The organism is Micromonospora peucetia (assembly GCF_900091625.1).
Classification (GTDB): domain Bacteria; phylum Actinomycetota; class Actinomycetes; order Mycobacteriales; family Micromonosporaceae; genus Micromonospora; species Micromonospora peucetia.
The window spans coordinates 6,069,919-6,085,315 of the sequence record NZ_FMIC01000002.1 but is presented as its reverse complement, the minus strand read 5'-3'; the positions used below and the strand labels follow the sequence as shown (position 1 = coordinate 6,085,315).

10 protein-coding genes are annotated in these 15,397 nt (G+C 72.7%); 6 read left to right on the top strand and 4 right to left on the bottom strand.

Going from position 1 to position 15,397, the window contains the following annotated elements; genetic code table 11:
• Window positions 1-40 precede the first annotated feature (40 nt).
• Both GA0070608_RS27430 and GA0070608_RS27425 read right to left on the bottom strand, forming a co-directional pair.
• Entirely contained in the window at window positions 41-2,863 is a 2,823-nt protein-coding gene (locus GA0070608_RS27430) for a helix-turn-helix transcriptional regulator (protein WP_091636311.1), read from the bottom strand.
• Between the two features lie 653 nt (window positions 2,864-3,516).
• On the bottom strand, window positions 3,517-6,366 hold the full coding sequence (locus GA0070608_RS27425) for an AAA family ATPase (protein ID WP_091631551.1): 2,850 nt from the start codon (window positions 6,364-6,366) through the stop codon (window positions 3,517-3,519).
• A gap of 1,400 nt (window positions 6,367-7,766) precedes the next feature.
• Here GA0070608_RS27425 and GA0070608_RS27420 point away from each other — a divergent pair.
• The gene (locus GA0070608_RS27420; RefSeq protein WP_091631549.1) at window positions 7,767-9,146 is read left to right on the top strand and encodes an AMP-binding protein; all 1,380 of its coding nucleotides are present in this window, start codon (window positions 7,767-7,769) and stop codon (window positions 9,144-9,146) included.
• A gap of 44 nt (window positions 9,147-9,190) precedes the next feature.
• Here the strand turns inward: GA0070608_RS27420 and GA0070608_RS27415 are convergent, their stop codons facing one another.
• Window positions 9,191-9,667: a cold-shock protein gene (locus GA0070608_RS27415; RefSeq protein ID WP_091631547.1), complete on the bottom strand. Its 477-nt coding sequence runs from the start codon at window positions 9,665-9,667 to the stop codon at window positions 9,191-9,193.
• 169 nt (window positions 9,668-9,836) lie between these two features.
• Between GA0070608_RS27415 and GA0070608_RS27410 the strand changes: the two genes are divergently transcribed.
• Window positions 9,837-10,499, top strand: coding sequence for a 4'-phosphopantetheinyl transferase family protein (locus GA0070608_RS27410; protein WP_091631545.1), 663 nt, complete (start codon window positions 9,837-9,839; stop codon window positions 10,497-10,499).
• 93 nt (window positions 10,500-10,592) lie between these two features.
• On the opposite strand, the gene GA0070608_RS27405 is transcribed toward GA0070608_RS27410, so the two are convergent.
• Complete coding sequence (locus tag GA0070608_RS27405; protein WP_091631543.1) at window positions 10,593-12,002, bottom strand: acyl-CoA synthetase; 1,410 nt, start codon at window positions 12,000-12,002, stop codon at window positions 10,593-10,595.
• A 244-nt stretch (window positions 12,003-12,246) separates the two neighbouring features.
• Here GA0070608_RS27405 and GA0070608_RS27400 point away from each other — a divergent pair, with 244 nt between their 5' ends.
• The 4 genes from GA0070608_RS27400 (at window position 12,247) to GA0070608_RS27385 (ending at window position 15,380) form a co-directional block, all read left to right on the top strand.
• A complete protein-coding gene (locus tag GA0070608_RS27400; protein ID WP_218107596.1) occupies window positions 12,247-12,921 on the top strand; it encodes an HAD-IA family hydrolase in 675 nt (224 codons plus the stop codon).
• A gap of 276 nt (window positions 12,922-13,197) precedes the next feature.
• Window positions 13,198-14,139 carry an ABC transporter ATP-binding protein gene (locus tag GA0070608_RS27395; protein WP_091631542.1) on the top strand — a complete coding sequence of 314 codons (942 nt, stop codon included), beginning with the start codon at window positions 13,198-13,200 and terminating at the stop codon, window positions 14,137-14,139.
• A complete protein-coding gene (locus GA0070608_RS27390; protein ID WP_091631541.1) occupies window positions 14,136-14,873 on the top strand; it encodes an ABC transporter permease in 738 nt (245 codons plus the stop codon). Before GA0070608_RS27395 ends, GA0070608_RS27390 begins: the two co-directional genes overlap by 4 nt.
• Before the next feature lie 261 nt (window positions 14,874-15,134).
• Complete coding sequence (locus GA0070608_RS27385; RefSeq protein WP_091631538.1) at window positions 15,135-15,380, top strand: DUF5988 family protein; 246 nt, start codon at window positions 15,135-15,137, stop codon at window positions 15,378-15,380.
• Window positions 15,381-15,397 lie beyond the last annotated feature (17 nt).

The window sequence follows — 15,397 nt, the reverse complement described above, 5'->3', positions numbered from 1 at the left end:
GGGGCGCGGTGGGTGGACACCGCGCCCTCTCGGGCACGCGTCAGGACGCGGCGCCCTGGCTCTCGTCGGCCAGTGCCTCGGCGTACGCGACGAGTCGGGACGGCAGGTCCGTCCGCCGCTTCACGTCGAGCTTGCGGTAGACCCGGGTCAGGTGCTGCTCGACGGTGCTCACGGTGATGAAGAGCTTGCTGGAGATCTGCCGGTTGGTGTGTCCCTGGGCGGCCAGCGCGGCCACCCGACGTTCGGCGTCGCTCAGCCCGTCGTCCGGCTCCTGCAACTCGGCGGTGACCGGGTACGCCGGTAGCCCGTTGCCCGGCTCCCGTCGGATCAGCCGTTGGGCCAGCACCGACGCCCCACAGTCCTGGGCGAGCTGGTATGCCCGGCGGACGAGCAGTCTGGCCCGGGCGGAGTCACCGGCCCGTTGCAGCGTCTGACCGGTGTCGCCGAGGGCCCGGACGAGTTCCAGCCGGTCGCCGCTGGACTGGAGCAGGTTGACCGCCTCGGAGAGCAGCTTGCGCCGGTGGTCCTGGGCGGCGGTGGTGGCGAGCAGCCGCAGCGTCCGGCCCCGGGTCCGGTCGTCGACCCCGTGCGGCACCCGCAACTGCTCCTGGAGAAGCTGCGTGGCCTGCGCCTTGCTGCCGACGCTGAGCTGTACCCGGGCCAGCTCCAGCCGCCACGGCACCAGCCCGGCCGCGTCGATGCCCCAGGTGCGCATCAGTTCGCCGCACCGCCGCAGGTCGGTGGTGGCGGCGTGGGGCCGCCGCACGGCCAGGTGGTGTCGGGCCCGGGCGGCCAGGTAGTGCAGGCCCAGTGGGGTGCGGAACATGCCGGACGGGACCGGGTGAGCAAGCCACCGGTCGGCCTCGGCCAACCGGCCCGTCTCGGTCGCACATGCGATCAACGTGGCGAGCGGGCCGGCGACGGCCACTCCCCAGGCAGGGGCGGGCATGTCCGCCAGGGCCGCCCGGGCGTGGTGCTCGGCGCCCGGCAGGTCGCCGATGCGCAACGCCGCCTCCGCCCGGACCGCCCGGATGACGGCCCGCCACATCGGGGCGTGCTGGGCGGCCGGCCGGCCGAGCAGCACCTCCCCCCAGACGGCGGCCCGGTCGGACCGGCCCGCCCAGAGCAGCGCCAGCAGGGGAGCGGTCAGCAGGCCCAACGTGCCGTCGTCGGTGTGGTGGCGCTGAAGGAGCTGCTCGGCGGTTGCCACGGTGTCGTTCTCCGCGGCCGGCGTCAGCGCGGTGCCGAGCACCGTCACCGCCTGGAGCAACGGGCTGATCGTGGTCGGCGCGTTCGCCGCCCGGCTCCAGGTGCTCGGGGTCTCCCGAACGGTGGCCAGGTGGTCCGGGTGGGAGAGGGAGATCAGCAGCTGCATCATCCGCAGGCGACCGGCCGGTCCGGCCGGGCCGGACTCCTCGTCGGTGGGGAAGGCGCTGACCGCCTCGGTGGCCTCGGCCACCCGTCCCTGCCAGAGCAGGTACGGCACGGCGGACAGGCCCGCGTCGGTGGACCGCCCGCCGGCCCGCGCCGTCTCGACCAGCTCGGTCAGCTGCCCGTTCACGGTCAGCGGGTTGACCTGCCAGCGAGCGTTCACCAGCATCTCGGTGGTGGCGGTCCGTTGCTGCTCGTCCACCGGCGCGCGGTTGACCAGGCGCAGACAGGCAGCGGCCAGGTCGGGCCGGCCCGCCGCCAACGCGTGCCCGGCGGCGTCCTGGAGCACCGGCACCACCCAGGGATCGTCCGCCCAGCCGGCGGACACCAGATGCTCGGCCACGATGCCCGGCTCGGCGCCGTGGTCGTGCAGCACCTCGGCGGCCCGCCGGTGCAGGCTCCGCCGTTCGTCGGGCGACATGTCGCCCAGGATCGAGCGCAGGATGCGCGGGTGGCGCAGCTGGTCGGACTCCATCAGACCCGAGGTGCGGAGCACCCTTACCGCCGGGACCGTGGACTCGGGCACCACGTCGAGGAGGTGACCGAGCAGTTCGGTCGGCGCGGGCCGGTTGAGTACCGCCAGTGCCTGGGCGACCCGGCGTACCCCCGGCTCGTGCCGGTAGAGGCAACCGAGCACGGCCTGGTCGAACGCGTCACCGACTGCGGGGCCGGAGTCGTCGCTCACCTCGCCGCTGGCCCGTTCCTCGATCAGTGCCCGGGTGAGCAGCGGGTTGCCACCGGTCATGTGCACGCAGCGTTCCGCCGTCTCCCGGGCGTCGGCGGCGTCGGCCTCGCCGCCGACCAGCCGGGTGATGGCGTCGACGGTCAGCGGCGGCAGGGCGATCCGGGCGAAGTGCGGCTGGCTGAGCAGCTCGGCCCGGAACAGCGGATGCGGCGGGCGCAGCGTCGACGCCTCGGCGAGCACGACCATGATCCGGGCGTGACGCAACCTGCGGGTCACATAGAGAAGACAGTGCAGCGAGGCCGGGTCGGCGTGGTGCACGTCGTCGACGGCGAGGACCAGGGGCCCGGTGCCGGTCAGGTCGAGCAGGGTGGCGAAGAGGCCGTGCAGCAGAGGGGCCCAGGCCCGGTCGCCCTCGGCCGCCTCACCGCCGGGCTCGGGCAGGGGTACGGCGACGGCGGCGTCGCGGATCAGCTTCTCGGCCCGCGCCGCAGCCTCCGGCGAGAACCGGGCACTGTGGAACAGTTGCCCGATCACCCCCAGGTGAAGCCCGCGTTCCGCCCTGGAGCCGGCGGCGCTCATCACCTGCCCGCCAGTGGCTGCCGCCCACTCGCTGAAGGACTCCAGCAGGCTCGTCTTGCCGCTCCCGACAGCGCCGGTGACCAGCGCGACGTGTCCGCGCTGTTGCTCCTCACACGCTCGAAATGCGTGCTGGAGACGGGTCGTCTGTTCCTCTTGCTGCACCAGCACCAGCACCAGCGTGTGCCCTTCTCGTACGCGGTGCGGAACCGGGACTCCGGTGTTGCCGACACCGCCCGCCCTGCCGGACAGCCGTCCATCCACCCGCGTCTACCGGGTAGGGGTGGAGCGCACCGGGCCGCCGTGCCGGGTGGAGACTGGAAATTCTTCGGCGGACCGGGCTTCTCGCCGTACGGTCCACATGTTCAGGCGAGTCTGGCACCGGCATGGTGGTGCGACAACGGGCGCGAGACCCCATCGTTTCGCGCACAAACCTGCGGATCGGTTCCGCTGATAGGGGTTGCGCGAATCGCGATAAGGGGTGTCGGGGGCGGCCTGGTTGGGGTGCTGGCAACACGATGAGCGGTAGGTGTCGGGTGCGCAACCTGATGGTGCCACACCGTGGTTCCCACGACATGCCCGTGGGCACGGAACGTGGCCGAAGGCGAACGCCCGGCAACGGTCGGGGAGGCAAAAGTCGGGTGGCGCCCGGCCGGGTACTTAGACCCCGACGTGCGGCGGAGAGGCCGGTAGCTACCGGCGGAGGCGTAGGCGGTGCCCAGAGACGAAGGCCGGCGGAAGCCGGGGTGAACGGCCGGCGACGGGCGGCCTGGCTGGCGGAAGGGCTGGCAACGAGCGGGCCGAGGCGGGGGCCGAGCAGACGGTCAGCGCGGTCGGGGCCCGGGGCCGTCCGGGCCCCGCAACGGCGGGTCCAGAACAGTCGCGCCGGCTCGGTTCAGCCGCAGTCGGGCGGCCAGTTCGCCGCGCGAGTTGACGTCCAGCTTCCGGTAGATCCGGGTCAACCGCTGCTCGATGGCACTGACCGTGAGGAAGAGCCTCTCGGCGATCTCGCGGTTGGTGTGGCCCTGGGCGGCCAGGGTGGCCACCCTGCACTCCGCGTCGTTGAGCCCGTGGATCACGACCGTCGTGTCGGGGCGGCCCTCGGCGTCACCACGTCTGGCGGTGGAGACGCTGGGCCGCAGCACCGGGATGCCACACTCCTCGGCGAGCGCCCGGGCGGCCCGGGTCGTGACGCGGGCCTGTTGCCGGTCGCCGGCCTGCTGATAGGCGTGCCCGAGGTCGGTCAGGTTGTGCGCCAGTTCCATCCGGTCGCCGCACTGTCGCAGCAGCCGGACGGCGCTGCGCAGGTGCGGGATCCGGTCTGGTCCGTCCTCGGTCGCGGCCAGGACCCGCAGGGCGGCGGCCCGGTGCCGGACGTGGACGGGCCGCAGCCGGGCCAGTTCGTCGCGGACCAACTTGCCGGCCTGCTGGCGACGACCCATCCGGAGCAGCGACCGGGCCGACTCGGTTCGCCAAGGGACGAGGCCCGAGAAATCAAGCCGCCAGCGGTTCATCAGCTGTCCGCAGAGCTGGAAGTCGGCCAGCGCGGCCTCCGGGTTTCCCGCAGCGAGGGCGTGTACCCCGCGGGCGTGCAGGTAGTGCAGCCCGATCGGGGTTTCGAACATCGCCGGTGGCACCGGCACCTGGAGGCAGGCCGCCGCCGCGTCGAGTTCGTCCATGAAGGTGAGGGCCCGCATCCGGACGGCGAGCGGTATCCCGATCACCACTCCCCAGCCCTTCGGCGAGAGCTGGCTCAGCGCCTCGTCGGCCAGCTTCTCGGCGCGGGGCAGGTCGCCGAGCCGACCGGTGACGGCCGCCCGGAGGGCAGCGAGCGTCGCCGCCGGGGTGGGGTGGCGCGGGGTGGCGGCGTTGCGGCCGAGCCGGTCGCACCAGTCGTCGGCCAGGTCCAGCCGGTCGGCGTAGATCATGGCGATGAGGGCGCAGATGGCGTTCCACATGTTCGGTTCGTCGTCCAGCCCGATGGTCGACAGCGCCCGCTCGGCCTGCTCGACGGCGGTGGCGTCACCGCGCACGAGCACGGCGGACAGCAGGGTGGCCCCCGCGAGCCCGCGCTTGACCCTGGCCAGGGTGAGTGGGTCCCGGGCGGCCGCGGCGGGCGCGGGGCGGTCGACCATCACCCCGGGGTAGAAGGTGGCCATCCAGCCCGTGGTGACGAGTTGGTCGGCCGCAGACCGTGGATCGGTGCGGTCCGCCCGTTCGCTCAGGTGGTTGACGAGCTCGACGGCCTTGTCGACCTCACCGTGCCAGAGCAGGTACTGGATGGGACCGGCGGCCTGCTGGCTGCCCAGGTGCCCGGCGCGGATCGCGGTGACGACGCCGATCAGGTGGGGGATCGCGGCCTGCGGGTCGAGCCGCCACTCGGCGCGCGCCAGCGCGGAACGGATCCGCGCCCGCAGGCACTCGCCGGCGCAGCCCCGGTTCGCGCGGCGTAGATACCGCAGGGCGGTCTCCACCTCCCCGTCGAGCAACGCCTGCTCGCCGGCGTCCAGCAGGGTCTGCGCCATCCAGGGCTCAGCCAGCTCGTCGATCCCGACCAGATGTGGCGCGATCCGGGCCGGTGGCGTGCCGTCCTCGTGCAGCAGGCAGGCCGCCTCCAGGTGCAGCCGTGCGCGTTCCTCGGCGGTCATCCCGTCGATCACGGCCTGTCTCACCGTCGGATGGCGCAGCCCCTGCTCGTTGAGCAGCCCGGCGCTGGTCGCTCCGTCGATCGCGCCCAGGGTGGCCCGTGACCGGACGTCGACGAGGTGGGACAGCAGGTTGCCGTGCAGCGGCTCGCCGGTCACGGCGAGCACCCGGGCGGCATTGAGCACCAGGTGGTCGCAGCGGTACAGGCAGCTAAGCACGGCCTCCCGGAACGACTCTCCGGCCACCGGGTGGTCGGCGGGCCGGGGCGCGGCGGCCTGGTCCTCGGCGAGTGCCTGTACCAGCAGTGGATTGCCGCCGGTGATCCGGTGGCTCTCCTCGGCGATGGTCCGCGCGACGGGGACACCGAGTCGCCGGGCGAGCAGTTGGAAGGTCCCCTCGGCGGTGAGCAGGGGGAGCCGGATGCGGTGCAGCCTCGCGGGCTGCAGCAGTTCGGCGTGGACATCCGGACGCCACGGGCTGGTCCGAGGTGCCTCGGTGAGGACGATCAGCACGGGTAGGCCGGAGATGCGTCGGGCCAGGTAGTCGAGACAACGCAGCGACGGCACGTCGACGTGGTGGACGTCGTCGACCGCGATGACCAGCGGCCCCTGCGTGGTCATCTCAAGCAGGGCTGCGCCGATCGCGGCGGTGGCCCGGGCCGTTTCCTCGTGGTCCGTGTCGTCGGTGTCGGCCCAGGTCAGGGCGCCCGCGTCCAGAAGTCGTCCGAGGCGGGCCCAGGTGTCCGGGTTGCCGGCCCCGCTCAACGGCGCCATCCGGAGCAGTTGGCGGATGACCTCCAGCGGGACGGTGCGCTCGGCGCGGGAGGCGCTCGCGCCGAGGAAGCGCGCCCCGGATTCGCAGGCCCGCCGGGCGAAGGCCTGCAACAGCGTGGTCTTGCCGGAGCCGACCGGACCGGTCAGCACGGCCATCGTCCGGCTGGTGGGGGTGGGGGAGGCGCCGGTCCGGAACAGGTCCGCGAGCCGGCCTTCCAGCAGGCTGAGCTGGCACGACCGCTCGGTCAGCTCCATCGACGTGGCCTCCGGAGGAGCGTGCGGTCCGCGGTCACCGGACACGCCACCCGCTCTGCGCAGCCCTGGAGCTCGACGAAATCGGAGACCGGCAACTCTCGACCCATTCCATTATTGGTAAATATTGATAAGCATCGAACGAGGGCTGTCGAGCCATCGACCGACTTGACCGGCTGGTAACTCCGGGTCGCCACCCTGCCGGCGTCGGCGATAATTCTCCAGCCTCCCCGGGTCGGTTTCCCCTATCGACCGCCGTGATGGTGAGGAGTATGGCAGTTCGGCAATTGGGCGGCAAGCCGATGTTTGTAAAGGATAGGCAAACATCGTCCCGGGCACCGCTGCGGGCTCGGCCAGGCCATCGACGCGCGGTTGGCAGCAGAAAGTCGCCGGACGATCCCGTAACGTGACAAAGGCGCCCTCGCGGCCCGTTGATCCCGCCTTTTGGTCGCGCGGCGATTGGTTGGAGCGGTGTTGCGTTGCCGGGTGTCCGGTCCGTGTTCCAGCCCCGCCGCGGCGGGGGCCCGGCCCGGTCGGCCCCCGCGCGCCGAGGCAGCCCCTGTCGGTGGTTCCCCAAGGGGCGGGTCGCCGGATCCGGGGCGACCCTCGAGGTGTCCGCGTACGCGCTGCTCAGCTCGGTGCTGTCGGGCGGGCGGGGGTGTGCGTCCCGGCGTGCCGCCCTGGACCGGGGCGCCGGGCCGTGGCGCGCGGGAGGGTGATGGTCGGGCGTCCGGCCTGCCGGTCCGTTCGACTTCGGAGGGGCCCGAGCCCGGGCCGCCCGACGACAATTGCGAGAGATTCTCTCTTTGTCGTGGAGCAATACGTCGCGTACCCGAAGTGTTACTGCGGGCTGCCGAGGTTGGCGTGGGGGTCGGGGCCCGTATCGGGTGTGGCCGATGCCCTCCGATTCGGACCTTTGGGGAAATTAAGCGATTATGTTGTTAAAAATGAACTATGCGCCCCAGGCGTCTGTTGGTGGCCGCCGACACCGCTGACCGATCGACCGAAGGCGCGTAAGAAAAGCGCGGTCGATACAGATATCCCGTCGATCCTTCCATATTGACCGATAACTCGATCGCGGAGTTCGGATCCATTGTTCGCCGTTCGGGTGGAACTGCGTTCTCTCGATGGTGGCTGCCCAGGAAAAGGGCGGCCGAGAAGGTCTTCACCGAAAGCGGAGCGAAATCGTGTCCTCCCTGGACTGTCGGCTATCGGCAGGGGACCCGGGCCGGGTGGCTAGGGGTTGTGCCGGACGATAGCGCAGCCTAATTTCGGGGCACCCGATTCCACGTCGGGACAGCCGGATAAGGGTCCGTGCGGACCCCATGAACTGAAGGGTTCTGTGGCGTCGTGATGTTCCAGCTGCCGCGACTCGTCGACGCCCTCCGCCGGGGATAGCGGAGATGACACTGCTGCCGGCGCTGCGGGGAGCGGCTGCAGACCGCGCCGATGCGGTCACGGTGGCCGGCGGCGCGCTCTCCAGCGAGGCCCTGGTCGGCTGCGTCACCGCGGTCGCCGACCGGATCAGGGGTGCGGTCGCGGTCGCGGTCGACGGCACACCGACCCTGGAGACGGTGGTCGGAATGCTTGGCGCCGTCCACGCGGGCGTCCCGCTCGTACCACTGCCCCCCGACGCCCGCGAGTGCGAGCGGATCCGCATCCTGCGGCAGTCCGGGGCGACGGTCTTTCTCGGCCGGAACCTGGCCGGCGCCCACCGGCTGCCCATGGTCCCGGTCGACCTGCGCCAGCGCTCCTCGGCGCATCATCCCGAGCCGGCGCCGGGCACCGACGCGGTCATCCTCTACACCGGCGGCGCCGGCGGACCACCGCGCGGCGTGCGCATCTCGCGTCGCGCCATTGCCGCCGACCTCGACCTGCTGGCCGACGCGTGGCGGTGGAGCCGGGATGACGTCGTGGTCCAGGGCACTCCGCTGTTCCGGGCGTACGGCCTGGTTGTCGGTCTGCTCGGCGCGCTGCGGGTCGGCAGCCGCTTCGTCCACCTCGACCGGAAGGCCGTCGGCGGGCCGATCGGCACCATGTACCTGGCGCTGCCCGCGCAGTGGGCGCAGATCGCGTTGAACCGCCCCTGGGCCCGGTCGCTGTCCGCGGCGCGGATCCTGATCTCCGCGGACGCCCCACTGGCCCCCGCCGTGGCCGAACGTCTCCGGCTGCTCACCTCGCACTCACCGATCCAGGCCTACGGCACGACCGAGACCCTCATCGCGCTGACCCGGCGGGCCGACGACCCCACGGTCGCCGGCGCCGTCGGCACCCCCCTGCCCGGCATCAGGACCCGGGTGCTGGACCGCGAGGCCCGGCCGGTCCCGGCCGACGGCGAGTCGGTCGGCGAGTTGAGCGTCTGTGGACCGACGCTGTTCAGCGGCTACGTCGAGGGCGGGCAGAGCGCCGCCGGGTCCTGGTACGCCACCGGTGACCTGGCCACCGTCGCCGCGGACGGCTCCCACCGGATCATCGGGCGGCGAGGGCTCGACGTGGTGCGCAGCCAGGGCCGGTGGGTGCACACCGGGCAGGTCGAGGAGGCGCTGCTGAGTCACCCCGGGGTCCGGGACGCCGCAGTCGTCGGGACGCCGCACCACACGCTCGGCGAGCAGGTCACCGCATACGTCGTCGCCGAGACGGGGGCGACCGCGCAGACGCTCATCGACCACGTCGGGCGGTACCTCTCGGCGAGTCACCGTCCCCGGCGGGTGCACTTCGTCGACGAGTTGCCCCGCAGCGCGCTGGGCCGGATCAGGAAGTCACTGCTGGTCGCCGCCGGTTGAACCGGCCGGGGAGTGCGCGGCTGCCCCACCGAGGGTCGGCGCGGTCAGCCTTCCACCCAGCCGTGCCGTCGGGCCAGGTCCAGCATCCGGGCGCGAACCGCCACGATCTGTGCCCCGGTCAGGTCCGGCACGGAGGTCACCAGCGCCTCGGTGGTCTCCGTGCAGAAGGACCGCTCGGAGAGCACGTCGCACAGGCCCTCCTCGTCCTCCGCCCCGCCCGTGGTCTGTGCGCTGTCCCGACTCCGCCCACCGGCGACCGCCACGCCACCCCGGGTTGGTGCGGCCCCAGCCGTCCCGTGCCGCTCCGCTCCCGCGGCAACGCCGATCACCCGGACCAGCACGGCTTTGGGGCCGCGGTCGGTCTCCACCGCGTCGTACTCCACCGGGACACCGGGTGCCAGCACCCACTTGTCACCGTCCAACATGTTCGCGTGCACGAACACGTCGTCGCTGCCGTCGTCCGGGGCGATGAACCCGTAGCCCCGCACCTCGTCGAACCGCACCACCTTGCCAGTCAGCATCGCTTTCCCGCATCCATCCGACCAATCCGCGTGCCCCGCCCATGGGATCGGGGCGCCCCCAGACTGGCAGCCGCCCGCGCGGCCCGGCACCCGTACCCGACCCCTATGGTGCACAGTACCGCCAGGGTCGGGGCGGCGAAGGTCGCCACAGCGCCTAGCATCGGCGAACGTGATCGAGCAGATCCTGCCCCCCGCCGTGGCGATAGCCGAGTCCTTCACCGACCCCGCCGGCCTGACCCTGTTCCCCGAGGAAGAGGCGCTCGTGGCTCGGTCGGTGGAGAAGCGTCGCCGGGAGTTCACCACCGTGCGGCACTGTGCCCGCCTGGCCCTCGGCGAGCTGGGTCTCGCCCCGGTGCCGATCGTCTCCGGCGCACGTGGTGCCCCGGTCTGGCCGGGCGGTGTGGTCGGCAGCATGACGCACTGCGAGGGTTACCGGGCCGCGGTCCTCGGCCGTACGACGGCGTTCGCCACCCTCGGCGTGGACGCTGAGCCGCACGCGCCGCTGCCCGACGGGGTGCTGGACGCGATCGCCCTGCCGGCCGAGCGGACGCGCACCGCCACGCTGAGCGCCGCCCACCCCTCGATCTGCTGGGACCGCCTGCTGTTCAGTGCCAAGGAGTCGGTGTACAAGGCGTGGTTCCCGCTCACCGGCCGGTGGCTGGACTTCTCCGAGGCGGACATCGTGATCGATCCGGCCGGGACGTTCGAGGCTCAACTGCTGGTGCCCGGCCCGGTGCTCGGCGGGGCCGCGGTGACGGCCTTCGCCGGCAGGTTCCTGGTCGAGCGGGGACTGGTGGCCACCGCGATCAGCATCCCGGCGGCCACCGGCTGAACGACCGCACCGGCGAGTCGACCCGGCCACGGGCCGGCCGGCGGGCGCCGGTGTGGTGGGCGCTGATGCCGGGGGACCCCGCCGTATCCAGCCTCAGTCCGCCGTCAGCCTGGTCTTCTGCACCTTGCCGAGGGCGTTGCGGGGCAGCGCGTCGACCAGGCGGACCTCTCGTGGCCGCTTGTGCGCCGACAGGTGCCGGGCCACGTAGTCGATCAGCTCCGACCCGTCCACCCCGTCGCCCACCACGTACGCGGTGACCTGCTGGCCGAGGTCGGGGTGCGGGGTCCCCACCACGGCGGCCTCCCGGACGCCGGGGTGCGCCAGCAGTGCGTCCTCCACCTCGCCCGCGCCGATCCGGTAGCCGCCGCTCTTGATCAGGTCGGTGGACGCCCGGCCGACGATCCGGTGCCAGCCGTCCGGGTCGACGGTGGCGACGTCCCCGGTGCGGAACCAGCCGTCCGGGGTGCGGCTCGCCGCGTCGGCGTCCGGACGGTTGAGATACCCGTCGAACATCGTGGGACCGCTGACCTGGAGCTCGCCCATCGCCGCCCCGTCGGCCGGGAGCGTGGCGCCGTTCTCGTCGACCAGCCGCGTCCGCACCTCCGGCAGTGGCAGCCCGACGGTGCCCGGCCGGCGGGGACCGTCCACCCGGGCGCTCACCGTGATCAGGGTCTCGGTCATCCCGTACCGCTCGACGGGCCGGTGGCCGGTGAGCGTGGCGAGGTCCGCGAAGACCGTCGCCGGAAGCGCCGCGCTGCCCGAGACGAGGAGCCTGGCCGGGCGCAGCGCCCGCGCGGCGTCCGGGTCGGCGGCGATCCGGGACCACACCGTCGGCACGCCGAAGTACACCGATCCGTTGGCGGCCGCGTACCGCTCGGGACGCGGTCGGCCCACGTGGTGCAGCCGGCTGCCCAGCCGCAGCGGCCCGAGCACACCGAGCACCAGCCCGTGCACGTGGAACAGCGGCAGGCCGTGCACCAGCAGGTCGTCCGGCGTCCAGGCCCAGGCGTCGGCGAGCCCGTCCAGGCAGGCGGCGACCGCTCGGCGGGAGATCACCGCGCCCTTCGGGGCGCCGGTGGTGCCGCTGGTATAGAGGATCAACGCGGTGCGGGCCGGGTCCGGCTCGGGGTGGGTGGTGTCCGACCGCCGGGTCAGGTCGATCGGCACGACGGCCCGCCCCGGGATCTCGGCGGTGCGCTCCGCGCCGGTCGGGACCAGCAGCGCCGTCGACCCCGAGTCACGCAGGATGTGGTCGCGCTCCATCGGCCCGGCGTCCGGCGGCACCGGCACGACGGCCGCTCCGGCGGTCAGCGCGCCGACCACCCCGACCACCGTCTCCAGGGTCGCGGTGGCCTCGATCGCCACCCGGTCCACGCCGTGCAGTTCGTCCGCCACCGCCGCGGCCAGGCGACGCAGCTCCACCCAGGACACCGCCCGGTCGTCGACCCGGATCGCTTCCGGACGCTCGTCGGTGCCATTCGAGAGCCAGCTCAGCAGCGGCATGGTGCGACCCTTCTCCAGGCTCGGACCCGGGCCGAGCCGACCCGGGCGTACCACGGCACCGGGCGCCCCGGGGCGACGGTAGGGTCGGTGGGGCGGCGGTGGATCCAGGTGGGCGGGGTGCGTCACGACGGCGGGCCCGGGACGACGGTTCTGAACCTAGTCGGGCGGCTCCCGACCTGCCACCCCGACCTGCCACCCCTACCGGCCGGCGCGGGTCGGGCCGGACAGGCGGGAGGTGGCGTCGGTGGTCGGGGAGGCGACGGGCCGGGTGCGGTTGTCCGGCGGTGTCCGGGCCGTGGTGCTCGACCTCGACGGGGTGCTGGTCGACAGCCTCGCCGTGGCCAGGGAGGCGTTCGCTCTCGCGTACGCCGAGGTGGTGGGCGACGGCGTCGCCCCGGTCGATGAGTACTGTCGCCATCCGGGCCGGTACCTGCCGGAGGTGTTGGAGCTGATGGGCCTGCCGGCGGCGTTGGCCGAGCCGTTCGTCCGGGAGAGCAACCGCCTCGCACACCGGGTGACCCCGGTCGACGGGGTGCCGGAGCTGCTCGGCACCCTGCGCCGACGGGGGATCGGGCTGGCGGTGGCCACCGGCCGCAGCGGGGTGCGCGCCCGGGACCTGCTCGGCCGGCTCGACCTGCTGCCGCTCGTCGACCACGTGGTGGGCTCGGACGAGGTGCCCCGGCCGAAGCCCGCCCCGGACATCGTGCGACGGGCGGTGCGGCTGCTCGGGGCCCGGCCGGCAGAGGCGCTGATGATCGGCGACGCGCCCAGCGACCTGGCCAGCGCGCGGGCGGCCGGCGTGGTCGCGGTTGCCGCGTTGTGGGGCGAGTCCGACGAGGAGACCCTGCGCGCCGCCGGCCCGGACGTCGTCCTGACCCGGCTGGACGAGCTGCTGCCGTTCTGTCCGGCCCGCCGCTGACCGCTCGCATCGACGGACACCTGCGGTAACCGGCCAACACCCCTGTCTGTGCGGTGTGCTGCCGGTCGACACCCCTGTCCCGTGTCGTTTTCCGGTTCGATACCCCCGATTCGTCAGCTGATCAGTTGATTCGCGCATCGGTTGGCCGGATGATGTCGGGCGTCGGTCGGCCGGTGCCGGCCGGTACCGGCCCGTTCCCGCAAGCCGACGCCGCGATCAGCCGAGGGGTCCCGCCCTTCCCGACGGCAACCCGCACGTGAAGGAGGACCACGCCCAATGCCGGTCATCGAAGTCGATCATCTGCAGAAACGATACGGCGAGAAGGTCGCGGTCGAGGACGTCTCCTTCACCGTCGAACAGGGCGAGATCTTCGGCGTGCTCGGCCCGAACGGGGCCGGCAAGACGACCACCGTCGAGTGTGTGCAGGGGCTGCGTCGTGCCGACGGCGGCACCATCCGGGTGCTCGGCCTGGACCCGATCCGCGACCGCACCGAGGTGCGACAGCGCGTCGGCGCCCAGCTCCAGGAGAGCCAACTGCCGGACAAGGTACGGGTGTGGGAGGCGTTGGACCTCTACCGGTCCTTCTACCGCAACCGTGCCGACATCGACGAGTTGCTGGCCGACCTCGGGCTGGCCGAGCAGCGCAACACCTACTTCCAGAAGCTCTCCGGCGGGCAGAAGCAGCGGTTGTCGGTGGCCCTGGCGCTGGTCGGGATGCCGGAGGTCGCCATCCTCGACGAGTTGACCACCGGTCTCGACCCGCAGGGTCGCCGGGACACCTGGGACCTGGTCGAGCGGATCCGCGACCGGGGCGTCACCGTCGTGCTGGTCACCCACTTCATGGAGGAGGCGCAACGCCTCTGCGACCGGCTCGCGATCATCGACCAGGGGCGGGTGGTGGCCATCGACAGCCCGGCCGGCCTGCTCACCCGGGTCGGCACCGAGCACCGGGTGCACTTCCGTCCCGCCGAACCCGTCGAGGACGCGCTGCTGCTCGGGCTGCCCGACGTGACAGGGGTGTCCCGCGCCGGCGAGGAGGTGACGGTGACCGGCACGAAGGACGTGCTCCAGTCGGTCCTGTCCGCGCTCAACGGAAGCGGGATCAGCTACACCGCGCTCCGGGTCGAGCAGCCCAGCCTCGACGACGCGTTCGTCGCACTCACCGGCCGTTCGGGCCGGACCGCCCCGCAGTCCCCGGCCGCCGGGAGGTCGTCGTGAGCGCACTGTCCAAGCTGATCACCATCGAGATGAAGCTGTTCCTGCGGGAGCCGGTGTCGCTGTTCTTCGTCTTCGCCCTGCCGATCGGCCTGATGCTCGTCTTCGGGTTGCCGCAGCGCGCCGGTACGGCCGCCGACACCGGGCAGCACGCCGAGCAGACCTTCCTGCCGTCCCTCGCGCTGGCCCTGACGATCGGGATGCTCGCGCTCTTCACCCTGCCGATGGCACTGGGCATCTACCGGGAACGGCAGGTACTGCGCCGCCTGGCGACCACCCCGGTGCAGCCCGCCCTCCTGCTGGTGGCCCAGGTCGTGGTGAACCTCGTGATGGGCGTCCTCGGCGCGGTGGTCACCGCGGTCGCCGTACGGTTCCTGCTGGATCAGCCGGCACCGGCCAACGTTCCCGGGTTCGTGCTGGCCTTCCTGCTCGGGGTGGCCTGCCTCTTCGCCGTCGGGCTGCTGATCGCGGCGCTGGCGCCGTCCGCCCGGGCGGCACAGTCGATCGGCCCCGCGCTGTTCTTCCCGCTGCTCTTCCTGGCTGGCGCCTGGTTGCCCCGCGACCGGATGCCGACCGCTGTGGCCTTCATCGCCGACTACTCGCCGCTGGGTGCCACGGTGGACACGCTCGGTGCGGCATGGGCGGGTGCCAACCCGGAGCTGCCGCAACTGATCGCCCTGGCCGTGACGGCCGTGGTCGGCTCCGTGGCGGCCACCCGGTTCTTCCGCTGGGAGTGAGCCTGCCCCCCGCGCCGACGCCCGTCGGCGCGGGGACATCGTCGCTGCCCAGAGCCGGTACCTAGGGGTGTGCTAAGGGTGTTGGTCCAGTGTGACCTGGATTACGTTCGAAAGCAGAACGGGCGGCCGGTCACCGGACAAGGACGTTCGACCGAAGCGTCCGTTCCCCCCGGCAACGGGTGTCGTCAGGCCTGTGCGGACGCTTCCGCCGCCACGCGGCGGGCTCGTCCGAGGTGTGCGGAATGCGACGGAGGTCCTGCCATGAATGACGTTTCGCAAGCTGACCCGGTCACCCGGGACGCCGTCGGCATCATCGACGTCGTCCTGGAGGGCGGCCCGGTCGATCTGCCGACCGACCTGCGCAGTCACCGGGTGGCGCGCGCGGAGGAAAAGATCAAGATCCTGCACTACGGCGGGTACGAGCACTTCGAACGGGGTTCCTCCCCGGAGCCGATCGACCTTCCGGTGGTCTTCCGCTGGACCGGTCGAACCCGGATCGCCGAGTAGCGGAAGGGCGGCACCGG

Coding starts and splice junctions, on each gene's coding strand:
- GA0070608_RS27420 (WP_091631549.1), top strand. CDS start 7,767: ATGACACTGCTGCCGGCGCTGCGGGGAGCGGCTGCAGACCGCGCCGAT.
- GA0070608_RS27395 (WP_091631542.1), top strand. CDS start 13,198: ATGCCGGTCATCGAAGTCGATCATCTGCAGAAACGATACGGCGAGAAG.
- GA0070608_RS27415 (WP_091631547.1), bottom strand. CDS start 9,667: ATGCTGACTGGCAAGGTGGTGCGGTTCGACGAGGTGCGGGGCTACGGG.
- GA0070608_RS27405 (WP_091631543.1), bottom strand. CDS start 12,002: ATGCCGCTGCTGAGCTGGCTCTCGAATGGCACCGACGAGCGTCCGGAA.
- GA0070608_RS27385 (WP_091631538.1), top strand. CDS start 15,135: ATGAATGACGTTTCGCAAGCTGACCCGGTCACCCGGGACGCCGTCGGC.
- GA0070608_RS27425 (WP_091631551.1), bottom strand. CDS start 6,366: ATGGAGCTGACCGAGCGGTCGTGCCAGCTCAGCCTGCTGGAAGGCCGG.